Annotated in this window: 12 protein-coding genes; 7 read left to right on the forward strand and 5 right to left on the reverse strand. The window is 69.7% G+C overall.

The genetic code is table 11. The features are described 5' to 3' along the window. Positions 1 to 174 precede the first annotated feature (174 nt). Positions 175 to 2049 carry an FAD-dependent oxidoreductase gene (locus OG975_RS42365; protein ID WP_406334938.1) on the reverse strand — a complete coding sequence of 625 codons (1875 nt, stop codon included), beginning with the start codon at positions 2047 to 2049 and terminating at the stop codon, positions 175 to 177. A gap of 257 nt (positions 2050 to 2306) precedes the next feature. Between OG975_RS42365 and OG975_RS42370 the strand changes: the two genes are divergently transcribed. From OG975_RS42370 to OG975_RS42400, 7 genes are all read left to right on the forward strand, one after another. Continuing rightward, positions 2307 to 3431: a SchA/CurD-like domain-containing protein gene (locus tag OG975_RS42370; protein WP_406334939.1), complete on the forward strand. Its 1125-nt coding sequence runs from the start codon at positions 2307 to 2309 to the stop codon at positions 3429 to 3431. A gap of 69 nt (positions 3432 to 3500) precedes the next feature. After that, positions 3501 to 3983 (forward strand): cupin domain-containing protein, encoded by a 483-nt coding sequence (locus OG975_RS42375; RefSeq protein WP_330309107.1) that lies wholly within the window; start codon positions 3501 to 3503, stop codon positions 3981 to 3983. Further along, entirely contained in the window at positions 3980 to 5248 is a 1269-nt protein-coding gene (locus OG975_RS42380; RefSeq protein WP_406334941.1) for a beta-ketoacyl-[acyl-carrier-protein] synthase family protein, read from the forward strand. The genes OG975_RS42375 and OG975_RS42380 overlap by 4 nt, the downstream gene beginning before the upstream one ends. Beyond that, entirely contained in the window at positions 5245 to 6492 is a 1248-nt protein-coding gene (locus OG975_RS42385) for a ketosynthase chain-length factor (RefSeq protein WP_406334943.1), read from the forward strand. The genes OG975_RS42380 and OG975_RS42385 overlap by 4 nt, the downstream gene beginning before the upstream one ends. 26 nt (positions 6493 to 6518) lie before the next feature. Continuing rightward, positions 6519 to 6776 carry a phosphopantetheine-binding protein gene (locus OG975_RS42390; RefSeq protein WP_330309110.1) on the forward strand — a complete coding sequence of 86 codons (258 nt, stop codon included), beginning with the start codon at positions 6519 to 6521 and terminating at the stop codon, positions 6774 to 6776. Between the two features lies 1 nt (position 6777). Continuing rightward, the gene (locus OG975_RS42395) at positions 6778 to 7254 is read left to right on the forward strand and encodes an SRPBCC family protein (RefSeq protein WP_406334944.1); all 477 of its coding nucleotides are present in this window, start codon (positions 6778 to 6780) and stop codon (positions 7252 to 7254) included. Between the two features lie 24 nt (positions 7255 to 7278). Further along, positions 7279 to 7611, forward strand: a complete 333-nt coding sequence (locus OG975_RS42400) for a TcmI family type II polyketide cyclase (RefSeq protein WP_330309112.1) — start codon at positions 7279 to 7281, stop codon at positions 7609 to 7611. A gap of 85 nt (positions 7612 to 7696) precedes the next feature. On the opposite strand, the gene OG975_RS42405 is transcribed toward OG975_RS42400, so the two are convergent. The 4 genes from OG975_RS42405 to OG975_RS42420 form a co-directional block, all read right to left on the reverse strand. Continuing rightward, positions 7697 to 8743: a methyltransferase gene (locus OG975_RS42405; protein ID WP_406334945.1), complete on the reverse strand. Its 1047-nt coding sequence runs from the start codon at positions 8741 to 8743 to the stop codon at positions 7697 to 7699. A 53-nt stretch (positions 8744 to 8796) separates the two neighbouring features. After that, positions 8797 to 9861, reverse strand: a complete 1065-nt coding sequence (locus OG975_RS42410; protein ID WP_406334947.1) for a nitrous oxide reductase family maturation protein NosD — start codon at positions 9859 to 9861, stop codon at positions 8797 to 8799. A gap of 179 nt (positions 9862 to 10040) precedes the next feature. After that, positions 10041 to 12260 carry an NADP-dependent isocitrate dehydrogenase gene (locus OG975_RS42415; protein WP_406334948.1) on the reverse strand — a complete coding sequence of 740 codons (2220 nt, stop codon included), beginning with the start codon at positions 12258 to 12260 and terminating at the stop codon, positions 10041 to 10043. 369 nt (positions 12261 to 12629) lie between these two features. Further along, positions 12630 to 16091 carry a P-loop NTPase fold protein gene (locus OG975_RS42420; RefSeq protein WP_406334949.1) on the reverse strand — a complete coding sequence of 1154 codons (3462 nt, stop codon included), beginning with the start codon at positions 16089 to 16091 and terminating at the stop codon, positions 12630 to 12632. Positions 16092 to 16102 lie beyond the last annotated feature (11 nt).

A 16102-nucleotide genomic window follows, 5' to 3' on the forward strand; every position in this document is an offset into this window, starting at 1 on the left:
TGAGCCCAAATGGGTGAAATTCTCCCCTCCCGTTCTAGGGTCCCCGGGGTGGGGTCGCAAACGGGACTGGGCCGAATGGGTGATGTGTGCCCTGTCGCCGATCGCCTTCACGCCGCAGGTCAGAGGCCGTATCGGAAAACACCGATACGGCCTCTGGAGGGTGGTGCGGAGTGTTCAGCGCCGGTCCAGGACCGCCGCGAGGGCCTCCCGCAACGCCGTGGTGGGATCAGCTGAAGCTCCCTCGGACCGCCATGCGACGAATCCGTCGGGACGGACCAGCACCGCACCGTCCGCGGTGACGCCGTGGACCTCCGCCCAGTCCATCTCGCTCGCGGGGGACAGCTCCGCGTCGGACCCGCTGCCGACCCGGTACGAGTCGAGCGGCACGGAGAGCTGTTTCGCGACGGCCTTCGCCGCGGCGTGCCACCCGCCGGCGCCGTCCGCGCAGCTCAGCAGCACCAGGGACCGCTCGTACAGGTCGAGGGTGGAGATCCGGGCGCCGGCGTCGGTCAGCCACATGTGGGGCGCCCGGCTCCCGGGCTCGCCCGTCAACCGCATGCCCTCGGGCACGACCGGCATCGCCTGATCGGCGCCGAGGACCGCGCCGCGCGGATAGCGGTAGCCCAGCGCCACGTTCAGGATTCCGCCCTTGCCGCCGGGGCCGCCAGGACCGCCAGGACCGCCGCCGGGGCCACCGGGTCGGCCGGCGCCGGCAGGTCGGCCGGGGCTGCCGGTGACACCGGGCCCGCCAGGCCCGCCAGGCCCGCCAGGTCCACCGGGCCCGCCAGGCCCGCCAGGTCCACCGGGCCCGCCAGGTCGGCCGGGGCCACCAGGGCCGCCAGTGGCACCAGGACCGCCAGGACCACCAGATCCGCCAGGCCGGCCGGCTTCGGGGCCGGGCGTGTACCCGGGGTGGCTGTGTTCGACCGAGCGCGACGAGGCGCGTGCGCTGGTCGCCTCCGCGACCGGGCGGCGCTCCGCGTCGTAGGACTTCAGCAGTCCGGGGCCGGCCCAGCCGCCCACCACGGCGGCAAGCTTCCAGGCGAGGTTGTGCGCGTCCTGGATACCGGTGTTGGAGCCGAACGCCCCGGTGGGGGACATCTCGTGGGCCGAGTCGCCGGCCAGGAACACCCTGCCGTCCGCGTACCGTTCGGCGACCCGCTCGGCCGCGTGCCAGGCGGCCCTGCCGGTGATCCGCACATCGAGGCCGGGTACGCCCACGGCTCGCCGGATGTGTTCCTCGCACCGCTCGTCGGTGAACTCCTCCAGGGTTTCGCCGTGCTCGGGGTGCCAGGGAGCGTGGAACACCCAGTGCTCCTTGTTGTCGACCGGCAGCAGGGCCCCGTCGGCCTCCGGATTGGTCAGGTAGCAGACGATGAAGCGCCGGTCACCGACGACATCCGCGAGGCCGCGGGAGGTGAAGGTGACGCTCACGTTGTGGAAGAGGTCGCCCGGTCCGGTCTGCCCGATGCCGAGCCGCTCGCGGATGGGGCTGCGCGGACCGTCCGCCGCGACGAGGTAGTCCGCGCGGATGGTGGTGTGCTCGCCGGTGTCCCGGCTCTTGACCTGCGCGGTCACCCCCTGGGAGTCCTGCTCGAACGACATCAGCTCCGTGTGGAACCGCAGATCTCCGCCCAGCTCGCGCGCGGTCTCCAGCAGCACCGGCTCCAGGTCGTTCTGGCTGCACAGACACCAGGCGCTGGGACTGAAGCGGGCCAGACCGCCGCCGGGGTCGATCTCCTTGAACAGCCATTCGCCGGCATCGCCCACCAAGGTCGGCGTCTGCAGGATGCCGTGGTTCTCGGCCAGGACCGACGCGGCCTCCTCGATGCGCCGCTGAGCCCCGGCCACCCGGAACAACTCCATCGTGCGCACGTTGTTTCCGCGTCCGCGCGGATGGATCGAGGTACCCGAGTGGCGCTCGACGAGCATGTGCGGCACGCCGAGACGCCCCAGGAACAGCGAGGTGGACAGGCCCACCAGAGAGCCGCCGACGATGAGGACGGGCGTGTGGTGACCGACCTCGCCGGCCTCTTTCAATCGGTTCATTGCTTGCCTCCAGCGTCACCTGCGACGTGAGTCAGGAATGGGATGCCCGGCCGACTTGAACGGCCATCAGGTTTCATGCCCGGTGTGGACCGGTTCGCGCGCTCGGGGCACCCGGATGGCACGCGGTTCACTCGTCCGCACCGTGGGGCTCGCGCGCATCCGGGCTCCCGTCAACGATCGGCACATGGCGACCCCGGCCTTTCGGACACGGCGGTCGTTTCCTGACCTTCTGTGGAAGAAGAGGAGAGGTGTGCCGGATGACCATCTCGGGACGCATATCGCAGTCGGCGTTCGACGGTTCCAGGCTGCGGGTGATCCTGCTGCTCGATCTGTACGAAGGAGCCCAGCAGCAATTCCTCGACGCGTACGAGCACATGCGCAATCAGGTCGCGTCGGTCCCCGGTCACCTCAGTGACCAGCTCTGCCAGTCGATCGAGAACCCCTCGCAGTGGCTCATCACCAGCGAGTGGGAGAGCGCACCGCCCTTCCTCGCGTGGGTGAACAGCGAGGAGCACGTCGAAACGGTCCGGCCGATGCACAGCTGCGTCCGCGACACCCGGTCGATGCGCTACAGCATCCTCCGGGAGACGACCCCCGCTCAGCCGCTCACGCCGGAATCGGCCAGGTCGGCCATGCAGGTGGAGGCCCGCGTGGGTGACGGTGTGGCACGCCACGCCCTCACTTTCACCGTCAAGCCGGGCTCCGAGTCGAAGGTCGCGGAGATCCTGGCCGGGTACAAGTCACCCCAGGCCCAGGTCGACGACACCACGAAGCTGCGCCGTACCTCCCTCTTCATGCACGGCAACCGCGTCGTGCGGGCCGTCGAAGTGGAGGGCGACCTGCTCGCGGCACTGCGCCACGTCGCGCGCCAGCCCGAGGTGCGGGCGGTCGAGGAGGCCATCAACCCGTACCTGGAGCAGGACCGGGACCTGACCGACGGCGATTCGGCGCGGGTCTTCTTCACCCGGGCCGCGCTCCCGGCCGTGCACCATGTGGTGTCCGGCCGTAAGGCACCCGCCGAGCTGCGGCGTCACGCGCTCTACTACCCGGCCAGAGCGGGCTGCGGTATGGAGCTGGCCCGGTTGCTCGCCCATCAGGACGAGGCCGCGGCGGAGGACCCGAAGAGCCCGGTGTACGGCAGCACGGTCTTCCAGCGCGACGACATCGTGGTGCGCCTCATCGACATCACGGGCGAGCTCGACCTCGACCCCGTCGCCTCCCTCGGCCTCAAGGGCCGCAAGAAGGCAGCCGAGCTGGAGCGCCTCCTCGACGGTGCCGCGATCGGCGTCGAGGGCTCCCTGGAGACGGAACGCAACATCAACCGCCTCCTGTCGCACGCCGACATGATGCCCATCACCGACCGCAGCGCGACGGATTCCTGACGGACCACGGCGGCCCCTGACCGGGGCCGTCTCACCCGGACGTCACTGCCACACCCGGAGGTATCAACCATGTTCAAGAAGCATCCACGCATCGTGGACCTGAGCGAGACGGAACCCAACCGCAGGCGCGGAGGTGACCTGCGGGCCATGCTCACGCCCGCCACCGCGGGTTCCACCAGCGGCTTCATGGGCCTGGCCATCGTCCAGCCCGGCGAGCGCATCGGCGAGCACTACCACCCGTACTCCGAGGAGTTCGTGTACGTCGTCACCGGGGCGCTCGAAGTGGACCTGGACGGTGACACGTACGGGCTCAAGCCCGATCAGGGCCTCTTGATCCCGATCAACATGCGGCACCGCTTCCGCAACATCGGCGACACGGAAGCCCGCATGGTCTTCCACCTGGGTCCGCTCGCCCCGCGTCCGAGTCTCGGCCACGTCGACACGGAGGTGACCGACGACACCGCGCCCGGACCCGAGTTCGCCACCGCCGGGGCGGACCTGTCCGCGCCGGACCACGGACAGCCGTCCGAGCGAAGTGGGGCCATAAAGTGACCCGGCGGGTGGCCGTCACCGGTATCGGTGTGGTCGCTCCGGGCGGCACCGGGGCGGAGGCGTTCTGGGACCTCCTCGCAGGCGGCCGTACCGCGACCCGCGGCATCACGCTGTTCGATCCGGCGGGCCTGCGCTCGCGCATAGCCGCCGAATGCGACTTCGACCCGCTCGCGCACGGCCTGGACCCGGAGATGAGCGAACACGCCGACCGGTACATCCAGTTCGCCGTGGTCGCCGCCGGTGAAGCCGTACGCGACTCCGGACTCGACGCCGGCACGGAAGACCCCTGGCGGATCGGAGTCTCCCTGGGCAGCGCCGTCGGCGGAACCACCCGCCTGGAACACGACTACGTCCTGGTCAGCGAGGGCGGTCGGCGGTGGGACGTGGACCACCGCGCGGCCGACCCCCAACTGCACATGGCGTTCTCGCCCAGCACGCTCGCCTCGGTCGTCGCCGAGCAGTTCGGTGCCCAGGGACCGGTGCAGACCGTCTCCACCGGCTGCACCTCCGGACTCGACGCGGTCGGCTACGCCTTCCACACCATCGAGGAGGGACGGGCGGACGTCTGCATCGCCGGGGCGTCGGACTCGCCGATATCACCGATCACCATGGCCTGCTTCGACGCCATCAAGGCCACATCCCCCAACAACGACGACCCCGAGCACGCCTCCAAGCCCTTCGACGCCCACCGCAACGGCTTCGTCATGGGCGAGGGCGCCGCGGTGCTGGTCCTGGAGGAGTACGAGCACGCCCGAGCCCGCGGCGCGCACATCTACTGCGAGATCAGCGGCTACGCCACCTACGGCAACGCCTACCACATGACCGGTCTGACCGGTGAGGGGCTGGAGATGGCCCGGGCGATCGACACCACGCTCGACCAGGCCCGCCTCGACCCCACACTGATCGACTACGTCAACGCGCACGGCTCGGGCACCCGACAGAACGACCGGCACGAGACCGCCGCGGTGAAGCGGTCCCTGGGCGCCCACGCCTACGACACGCCCATGAGCTCCATCAAATCCATGGTGGGGCACTCGCTGGGCGCGATCGGCGCGATCGAGGTCGTCGCCTGCGTGCTTGCTCTCAAGCACCAGGTGGTACCGCCGACGGCGAACTACGAGACCCCCGACCCCGAGTGCGACCTGGACTACGTGCCGCGCACCGCACGCCCGCGGAAGCTGAGGAACGTGCTCTCCGTGGGCAGCGGATTCGGCGGCTTCCAGTCCGCGGTCCTGCTGACCAGGCCGGGCGGGAGGACACGATGAGCAATCAGCGCCCCCGGCGCGCGGCCCTCACCGGCATCGGTGTGATCGCGCCCAACGGACTGCGCGCCGACGCGTACTGGAAGTCCATCAGGGAAGGCCTCGGCGTCCTGGACCGGATCACCCGCGAGGGATGCGAGCATTTGCCGCTCCGTGTCGCGGGCGAAGTCCGGTCCTTCGACGCCGCGGCCCTCATCGAGGAGCGGTTCCTGGTCCAGACGGACCGCTTCAGTCACTTCGCGATGGCCGCCACCGTCCTCGCCCTCGACGACGCCGGCCTCGGCGGCGGTGACCTCGACGACCCGTACGACATCGGCGTCGTCACCGCGGCCGGATCCGGCGGCGGCGAGTTCGGCCAGCGGGAACTCCAGAAGCTGTGGGGCCAGGGCTCCCGGTACGTCGGCCCGTACCAGTCCATCGCCTGGTTCTACGCCGCCAGCACCGGACAGATCTCCATCCGCGGCGGCTTCAAAGGGCCCTGCGGAGTGGTCGCGAGCGACGAGGCGGGTGGCCTGGACGCCATCGCGCACGCCGCCCGGGACGTACGGCGCGGAACCGGCGCGGTGCTCGTCGGAGCCGCGGAGGCGCCCCTCGCCCCGTACTCGATGGTGTGCCAGCTCGGCTACCCCGAGCTCAGCACCGTCGAGGACCCCAACCGCGCCTACCGGCCCTTCACCGCGGGAGCCTGTGGCTTCGCTCCCGCGGAGGGCGGCGCCATGCTCGTCGTCGAGGACGAGAACCGCGCCCGCGAGCGCGGTGCGGCCATCCGGGCCACCGTGGCCGGCCATGCCGCGACGTTCACCGGAGCCTCCCGCTGGGAGCGGTCCAGAGAGGGGCTCGCCCACGCGATCCGGGGCGCCCTCGACGAGGCCGGCTGTGCCCCGGAGGAGATCGACGTCGTGTTCGCCGACGCCCTGGGCGTACCGGAGGCGGACCGCGCCGAAGCACTGGCCATCGCCGATGCCCTGGGCGCGCACGGCACCCGCGTACCCGTCACCGCGCCCAAGACCGGAATCGGGCGGACCTACTGCGCGGCACCCGTGCTGGACACCGCGGCCGCGGTGCTCGCCATGGAGAACGGCCAGGTACCCCCCACCCCCAACGTGTTCGACATCTGCCACGACCTCGACCTGGTGATGTCGAGCGCTCGCCCCGCCGAGCTGCACACGGCCCTCGTCCTCAGCAGGGGACTCATGGGCTCCAACGCGGCGCTGGTAGTGCGCCGCGGCAGCGAATCCGCCCGTTAGGACCGGGCGGGAAGGAGAACACACACATGATCATCGAAGTGACTGTCGACGAACTGGCCAAGCTGATGAAGAAGGCGGCCGGAGTCTCCGTCGACCCCAAGGACCTCAAGCACGCGTCGGATTCGCCGTTCGGCACCCTCGGCCTCGACTCGCTCGGCCTGCTCGGCATCGTCGGCGAGCTGGAGAACCGGTACAGCAAGCCGCTCCCGCCCGACGCGGAGCGCTGCAAGACCCCCAGGGAATTCCTCGACCTCGTCAACAGCACCCTCAAGGCTGGAGCCTGAAGTGGCCGGACACACCGAGAACAGCATCACGATCGACGCCCCTCTCGAGCTCGTCTGGGACATGACCAACGACATCGAGAACTGGCCGCGGCTCTTCAGCGAGTACGCGTCCCTGGAAGTACTCTCCCGCGAGGGCGACACGACGAAGTTCCGCCTGACCATGCACCCGGACGAGAACGGGAAGGTCTGGAGCTGGGTCTCGGAGCGGACCATGGACCGCGCCGGGCGGACCGTCCTGGCCCGCCGCGTCGAGACCGGCCCCTTCGCCCACATGAACATCCGGTGGGAGTACAAGGAGACCCCGCAGGGCACCCACATGCACTGGGTGCAGGACTTCGCGATGAAGCCCGAGGCCCCGGTCGACGACGCCTGGATGACGGACAACATCAACCGCAACTCCGTCACGCAGATGGCCCTCATCCGGGACAAGATCGAGCAGGTCGCCCGCGACCGCCAGAACGCGCCCCTGCCCCGCTGACCCCCGGCTCAGGAAGGACACCCGATGCATCACGCCCTGATCGTCGCCCGCATGGCGCCCGACTCGGCCCCGGCGATCGCCGACGTGTTCGCCGCCTCCGACCGCGGCGAACTCCCGCACCTGATCGGCGTCAAGCGGCGCAGCCTCTTCCAGTTCGGTGACGTGTATATGCACCTCATCGAAGCCGACCAGGACCCGGCGCCCGCCATCGCGAAGGTGGCCGGGCACCCCGAGTTCCGCAGCATCAGCGAGGAACTGTCGGCGTACGTCAGCGCGTACGACCCGCAGACCTGGCGCAGCCCCAAGGACGCCATGGCGCACTGCTTCTACCGCTGGGAGCGGGACGCCGCTTCCTGAAGCGAGCGCCGGGACACAACCCGAGGCCGCCGACCCCGCGCAGAACGCGGAGCCGGCGGCCTCGGGTTTTACCGGGTCGGCCGGGCTAGCCGGGGATCGTGCACTCGAACGCGTGCAGATACGCGTTGACCGGACGGAACTCGTCGATGACGAGCCCCGCGTCCGTCAGCCGGTCGACCATGCTCTGCCGGGTGTGCTTCGCACCGCCGACATTGAGGAGCAGCAGCAGGTCCATGGCCGTGGTGAACCTCATCGACGGGGTGTCGTCCACCAGGTTCTCGATGACGACGACACGGGCACCGGGCCGTGCCGCCTTGCGGACGTTCGCCAGCGCCCTGCGGGTGCTGTCGTCGTCCCACTCCAGGATGTTCTTGATGATGTACACATCCGCCTGGACCGGGATGTCCTCGCGGCAGTCCCCGGGCACGATGCGTACCCGCTCGGCCAGCGAACCGCCCTTCCGCAGGCGCGGATCGGCGTTCTGCACCACTCCCGGCAGATCGAGCAGCGTGCCGTGCATCCCGGGGTGCTTCTCCAGCAGACTGACCAGGACCTGCCCCTGGCCGCCCCCGATGTCCGCGACCGAGGACACGCCCCGCAGCTCGAGAAGGTTCGCGACGTCCCGCGCGGACTGCTCGCTGGACGTCGTCATGGCCCGGTTGAACACGTACGCCGACTCCGGAGCCTCTTCGTTGAGATAGTCGAAGAACTCCCGCTCGTACACGTCCTCGAAGACGTTCCGGCCGGAGCGCACCGCCTCGTCGAGCTTCGGCCAGACGTTCCACGTCCACGGCTCGGTGCACCACAGGGCGATGTACCGCAGGCTGTGCGGATCGTCCTCGCGCAGCAGCCGGGACATCTCCGTATGCGCGAAGCTGCCGTCCGGGAGCTCCGTGAAGACTCCCTGGCAGGACAGCGCGCGCAGCAGCCGCCGCAGGGTCTTCGGCTGGGTCTTCACCGCCGCCGCCAGATCCTCCACGCTCATGGGCGTTTCTGTCAGGGCGTCGGCCACACCCAGGCGGGCTGCCGCGCGTACGGCGGCGGCGACCGCCGCTCCGAAGACCAGCTCCCTCAGCCGCATGGGCGGCGGGGGAGCCGCATCCACTTTCGTCACCGGGTCAACGGTCGTCATCTGTTGCCTCGCTTCTGCTGTCGTGCTGTGTGGGGGACTCGGGAGCGGGCCGGTCAGCACATTCCGGCGGGCTGGGAGACCGCGCACGTGTTGCCGTGGAATGTGTTGCCCTTGCCGGTGGTGTCACGGTTGGCCAGATCGGCCGGGCTGTTGCGCGCCAGCACGTTGTCGCGGATCTCGTTGTGCTGGCTGAGGGCGCCCACGAAGCTCTTGAACAGCACGATGCCGCCCGACAGCGGGGAGGTGCCCGCGTTGTCCTCGACTCTGTTCTCCGTCACCTTCGCGTCCTCGGCGCCGGTGAGGACGATCCCCGAGCCCTGAAGGAAGGGCAGCCGGGCGGTCTTGGGACAGAGCTTGTTGTTGGCGTGGATGTAGTTGCGGCTCACACTGAGTGCTCCGACGCGCGGCTTGTTCTCGTCACCCACGACGAACACCGCGGTGCAGTTGCCGGTCGCCTCATTGTGATCGACGGTCAGGTTCCGCAGTCGTCGCACCGTGACGCCGATCCGGTTGCCGGCCAGATGGTTGTGACTGACCACCGTCCCCTTGGCGTCCCGGGCTCCCTCCTCGGTGTCGACCGTGTTGGAGAGGAACAGGCCGGCGTCGCCGTTGTTCCGGGCGAGGTTGTGGCGGAACACCCCGCGCACGGACCTCTCCTGGGCGAGGCCCCACTGGCCGTTCTTCTCGGACGTCACGCCCTGGACCGTCAGCCCATCGGTCCCCGACGCCCACAGGCCCTGCTTGGTGAAGCCTCTGAGGGTCAGTGAGCGTACGGTGACGCCCTTGACGGGACTCTTGTCCGTCCCCGTCACGCAAATGCCGTTGCCAGCCTTGGCGCACGTGCTGCCGGCGGTGGTGGCGCCCGGCACGATGACGGTGTACAGGGCGTCGGACCCCCGCAGGGTCAGGTTCGGCACCGTGATGCGGACGCTCTCGTGGTAGGTGCCGGGGGAGAGGAACACGGTGTCCCCCGGTCGCGCGGAGTTCACGGCCTTCTGGATCGACTCGCCGGGGTTCACCCAGTGCACGGTCTGGTGGTCGGCCGACGGGGCGGCACCCAGCCCCGACGCCACGACGACTACGGTGCAGGCGAGGTAGGCCATCTGTCGTTTGGTCATATTGCCGAAGCTATGAGCGGCTGTTCCGGCCCGCCACCGCTGATCACCCAGGTGGGCCGCCGCTGTCACCTCCCTGCGCGCGTACGAGTGAGCTGGACGTCACCGGAAAACACGACCGCCCCGGCCGGAAGATCCGGCCGGGGCGGTGCGGTGGTGGCCCGGGGGCCGCCGACGGTGTGTCAGGCGAGGGTCGCCAGCGACTCGTTCCAGGTGGCCGACGGGCGCATGACGGCCGCGGCCTTGGCCGGGTCGGGCTGGTAGTAGCCGCCGATCTCGGCCGGGGAGCCCTGGACGGCGATGAGCTCGTCGACGATCGTCTGCTCCTGCGCGGCGAGCGTCTCCGCGAGCGGGCCGAACGTCTTGGCGAGGTCCGCGTCGTCGGTCTGCCCCGCCAGCTCCTGCGCCCAGTACAGGGACAGGAAGAAGTGGCTGCCGCGGTTGTCGATGCCGCCGACGCGACGGGTCGGCGACTTGTCCTCGTTGAGGAAGGTCGCCGTCGCGCGGTCGAGGGTGTCGGCGAGGACCTGGGCGCGCGCGTTGCCCGTGGTCGTCGCGAGGTGCTCGAAGCTGGACGCCAGCGCGAGGAACTCGCCGAGGCTGTCCCAGCGCAGGTAGTTCTCCTTGACCAGCTGCTGCACGTGCTTCGGCGCGGAGCCGCCGGCGCCCGTCTCGAAGAGGCCGCCGCCCGCCATCAGCGGGACGACCGACAGCATCTTGGCGCTGGTGCCCAGCTCCAGGATCGGGAACAGGTCGGTCAGGTAGTCGCGCAGCACGTTGCCGGTGACCGAGATCGTGTTCTCGCCGCGGCGGATGCGCTCCACGGAGAGCTTGGTGGCCTCGATCGGGGACAGGATGCGGATGTCCAGGCCCTCGGTGTCGTGCTCCGGCAGGTACTGCTTGACCTTCTCGATGAGGACGGCGTCGTGCGCACGGTCCTCGTCCAGCCAGAACACGGCCGGGTCGCCGGTCGCGCGGGCGCGGCTGACGGCCAGCTTCACCCAGTCCTTGATCGGGGCGTCCTTGGTCTGGCAGGCGCGGAAGATGTCGCCGGCGGAGACGGCCTGCTCCAGGACGACGTTGCCGGCCTGGTCGACGAGCCGGACCGTACCGGTGGCCGGGATCTCGAAGGTCTTGTCGTGGCTGCCGTACTCCTCGGCCTTCTGCGCCATCAGACCGACGTTCGGGACCGAGCCCATGGTCGCCGGGTCGAAGGCGCCGTTGGCGCGGCAGTCGTCGATGGCGACCTGGTAGACGCCGGAGTAGCTGCTGTCCGGCAGGACCGCGAGGGTGTCGGCCTCCTGGCCGTCCGGGCCCCACATGTGGCCCGAGGTGCGGATCATCGCCGGCATGGAAGCGTCGACGATGACGTCGGACGGGACGTGCAGGTTGGTGATGCCCTTGTCCGAGTCGACCATGGCGAGGGCCGGGCCCTCGGCGAGCTCGGCGTCGAAGGAGGCCTTGATCGCGTCGCCCTCGGGCAGCGCCTCCAGGCCCTTGAGGATGCCGCCGAGGCCGTCGTTCGGGGACAGACCGGCCGCGGCGAGCGTCTCGCCGTACGCCGCGAACGTCTTCGGGAAGAAGGCGCGCACCACGTGACCGAAGATGATCGGGTCGGAGACCTTCATCATCGTGGCCTTGAGGTGCACCGAGAACAGCACGTCCTCGGCCTTGGCGCGGGCGATCTGGGCGGTGAGGAACTCGCGCAGCGCGGCGACGTGCAGGACGGACGCGTCCACGACCTCGTCCGCGAGGACGGGTACGGACTCGCGCAGCACGGTGGTGGAGCCGTCCTCGCCCGCCAGCTCGATACGGAGCGAGCCCGCCTCGGCGATCACCGCGGACTTCTCGGTGGAGCGGAAGTCGTCGACGCCCATGGTGGCGACGTTCGTCTTCGACTCGGACGACCACTTGCCCATGCGGTGCGGGTGGGTCTTGGCGTAGTTCTTGACCGACGCGGGGGCGCGGCGGTCGGAGTTGCCCTCACGCAGCACCGGGTTCACGGCGGAGCCCTTGACCTTGTCGTAACGGGCGCGGATGTCGCGCTCCTCGTCCGACTTCGGCTCGTCCGGGTAGTCCGGAAGCGCGTAGCCCTGCCCCTGCAGCTCGGCGATCGCGGCCTTCAGCTGCGGGACCGAGGCCGAGACGTTCGGCAGCTTGATGATGTTCGCGTCGGGCGTCTTCGCCAGCTCGCCGAGCTCGTGGAGGGCGTCGGCGATGCGCTGGCCCTCCTGGAGGAACTCGGGGAAGAGGGCGATGATGCGCCCGGCCAGCGAGATGTCACGGGTCTCCACAGTGACACCCGCCTGCGAGGCGTATGCCTGGACCACCGGCAGGAACGAATACGTCGCCAGGGCCGGGGCCTCGTCAGTGTGCGTGTAAATGATGGTCGAGTCAGTCACCGGGTGCTCCGCTCCACGTCTGCAACATTGCTCGACATCAAGATATCTCGTGAGCGACCCCCTCTCGACAGGGCCCTCGGGGTGGATGTCCCGCGGTGTCGACGTCCGGGGTCGTCCGCACCCTCCCCGGCCTCGGTCGCCGGCAGCCGAGGCGCGGCCGTCGGTCCGGTGCCGAAGGCGGGAGTCGCCCGAGATGCCGCTTTTCGTCGTAGGTGTCCGCTGATGACCGCCGACCGTTGACCGGTCTTCGCGGCGCCAAGGATCAGGGGCGACGCGCCTCGCCTCTTCGGCGCGTCGCCCCTTCGCACTCGGTAGTCACTCTGAGGGGGCGGGCGTGAGGGGCACTCCCTCGTGGTGCTGGTGTTCTGCCTAGAGCCGCTCCGCCATCGCCGCGAGCTGCTCCCCGTCGTGCTTCCGGAGCAGCGCGCGCAACGCGTCGCACGCGTGGTTGTACCGCTCGTCCTGGAGGGCCGTGCGTCTGCGGGCCTCCACCCAGGCCTCCTTTTCCTGCCCGGCGAGGGCCAGCCAGTGCAGTCCGGGGCGCCCGTCCACGGGTCGCCGGAGGTGGGACTGGAGGGCGGGCCACCGGGCGGCGATCTCGGCGAGCACGACCAGCTGGAGGGCGTGCTCCACGTCGAGCTGGTCCGCACCCCGCTCCTTGTGGCCGACGACCCGGAGATAGAACTGCCAGATCGTCAGCAGGCGCTTGGTCTCCCGGATGGACAGGTCGGGCTGGTCGTAGAGCCGTTGCTGAATGAGGGCACGGACGGCGGGGTTGGTTTCCAGGGCGCGGGCTCGGATGTCCGGCTCGGGGTCGGGTGCGGGCGCGAATACGAGCGATGCCGTCTGCGGGGCCTCGGCCGTGGGCTGCGCCGCCGGCTCGGTCTCCCCGCCGCCCGCGGGTGCCGCCGGTTGTGGCGTGGGCTGCACGACGGACCCCAGCAGTCCCGACAACGCCTCGTCTATCCCGGTGTCGGTGATCGGCGGCAGAATCACCGGGAGCTGGATGAGCTTGCGCAGAAATGTCCAGCCCCAGGACGGGTCCCCGTTGGACGGACGGGACTTCTCCGGCTGGAGGTCCTTGAACGCCTGGTCGAGATGGCCGGCGACCACGGCTGGGTCGAGCCCGATGACGAACCGGCATTGTGCCCGCGTGTCCGGCGCTTTCGGTGTCTGCTGGGCCTGCTCCGCCGTCTTTGTCTTATGTCCTGTCTTCTCCCTTACCTTCCGCCATACCTTCGCTGTCCACTTTGTCTTCTCTGTCTGGTCGGCGGTCTGACAGGGCCCGGCGTCCTGCAGGGCTCCCGACAGGAACAGGTTGATCGCCTCGAAGACCTGGGCGGTCGTACCCGGCGAGCATCGGTCGAGGTCGTCGATGAACACGATCAGCTCGTGACCGCGGCCGCGCAGGCTCGCGAGAAGTTCACGGATGTCGTGCTGGACCAGGTAGAGGTATCCGGAGCGGGCGTTGAAGTAGGGGTCGCGCAGAGCCGGGTCGGCGGTGCCGCCCATCCCCGGGGCCAGCGCGCCGCTGAGTACGGGGCCGTCGAGGACGTCTCCCGGCAGGAAGGACCTGGCACGGCCGAAGAGGAAGCGGAAGACGGTGTGGAGGAGCCCGGCTGCGAGGAGCCCGGCGGGGATGGCCAGGGCCAGTTGCGGGAGCGTGAACCCCCACACCTTGGAGGCCTTATCCGCCTTAACCAACTGCGCGATCACCGGGGGCAGCAGGGCGAACACGGCCAGCCGCAACAGCGGAGAGGCCAGATTCCGCCAGAGCTTCCGCCTGAGGTGGCGGCGCTCCAGACGCAGCCGGTTGCGGAACAGCCAGTACCTTTCGCGTGCCGTGTCGTCCGCCCCCAGCACGGGGTGCGCGGCCTCGATGATCGAGCGCGTCAGGCCCGCCCAGATCTGCTCGTTGGACTGATGGGCCCAGGGATTGAAGTGGGCGATGACAGGCAAGCCCCGTACGGCCTCGGCACGATGTCGGCCTCGACGAGTGGTCTCCTTCTCGCCCGACCCCAGGATGCGCACTGCCGATCTGACGGAGAGATGCGGGGGCATCGGCAAGCGCCACCACCAGGAGCGCCACCAGCGCCGCGACCAGCGTTCGGGCTCCGGGCCCGGCTGTGGCCGGCGGCGGATCAGCTCCTGCTCGATGAAGCGCATCGTGGTCGACTTGCCCGAACCCCACGGTCCTTCGAGCGCTACGACGGTGGGGCCGTGGGCGTCGGCTCCGGTGGCGGACTCGTCCGGCTCCGGCGGGGCGAGCAGGTCGGTGATGGCGGCGACCATGGCGGTTCTGCCGATGAGGTCGGCCTCGGCGAGGCGGTCTCCGAAGCCCCGGGTGTGGAGGGAGCCTGGGGAGGAGGCGGGGTCTTGGGCGGACTGGCTTTCGGGCAGGGCTTGCGGAGGATTGCGGACGCGGGCTTCGAACTCGTCGAGGGAGCGGAGCAATTCGTCGGTATTCGGTGCGGCCGCCAGCAACGCGCGCAGCGCGGCCGCTTGAAGGCTGCCCACCGCGTCGAATGAGGGGTTGTCCAGCGCCGGTTCGGAGACCCTCTCGGCGATTTCCTGCCAGTTCTGGTCCGACAGATCTGGAATCTGTGAGAGCAGCGGTATGAAGCCGCGTACCGCACTTTCGAACGCATCGGCCCTGCCCCGCTCCGAGATGTGCTGAGGCGGCAGCGGCATGGCGAGTGCTTTGCTCAGCGCTTCGCGTGCCCCGGCGGCGTTGGTTCTCTTGACGAGAGAGTCCCACCACGGGCCTTCCGTACGCGCCAGGACCAGCAGACGGAACGGCGTCTCCGAAGTGCGGCGCGCAGCTGCCTGTTCGAGCACAGGGAGCAGCTGGTCCGTCTGCTCTTCGCCGTCGTCGACGATCAGCAGCGTGGGCGCCTGAAGTTCGGCGATCCTGTCCAGTTGATGAGAGGACGCATCCGGACGCAGTACGCCGACGGCCCACTCACGCCGGGCCAGTTCCACGGCGAACTGGAGGGCCAGCCGACTCTTGCCGAACCCGGCCGGAGCCGTGCACAAGCACACCTGGACGCCGGAACCCTCGGACCAGTCCCTCAGACGTTGGAGTTCCTTCTCTCGTCCGCTGAAGGGCAGGGCCCACGCCTCAGGGGCGAGGAGCGACACGGGTGAGGTGAACGTACGCAGAGGGAGTGGCGATCGGGCGATGCGCGTGAGCTCCACGGACTCGGGTACCAGCGGCACACCGCTCCGGGACAACACCAATTCGGCGAACTCATTGTCGCGCGCCAGCTGAGTCGTACGCGTCGCCCGCAACCGGCCGTCGGTGCCGAGCGAGCTGAGCATGCCGATCATGAGGTCGTCGACGAAGACGGGAGCTCCCGTGATTCCGTTCAGAGCGGCATCCGAAGCGACGTTGTCCGGAACACCCCGGATGACCCAGCCCGACGTGGCGGATCCCTGCATCGGCTCGATGAGGCCCGTCAGTCGTTCGATGTCCCTGAGGCCGGTCCGCCGCTGGGCGAACTGCGGAAAGCCCGTCACCGTGCATTCCACTGTGTTCCTGCCGGCGAGAGTCCCCCACCGGGTCGAGACATGCCGTCGGCCGCGAAGCCACCACTCATCGGTGATCTCCAGCAGCGCCGCGTCCAGACGCTCGGAACTGCGCCACCGCACGGCGCACGCGATCCAGTCGTCCTCGTCCGTGAAGCGCACCGCGAGACGGTCGCTGGTGGTGCTGTTGAACCCGACGGCGTGTTGCGCCGTCAGGACCAGGCCATTGGCGACCAGGTAGCCGGATCCCGTCAGTCGTGCGCCGACGGTGATCTCCGCCACCCGGCTCTCGTCCACGCCCATCGCCCAGAAAT

Source organism: Streptomyces sp. NBC_00203, from assembly GCF_045206325.1.
Taxonomy (GTDB): Bacteria; Actinomycetota; Actinomycetes; order Streptomycetales; family Streptomycetaceae; genus Streptomyces; species Streptomyces lutosisoli.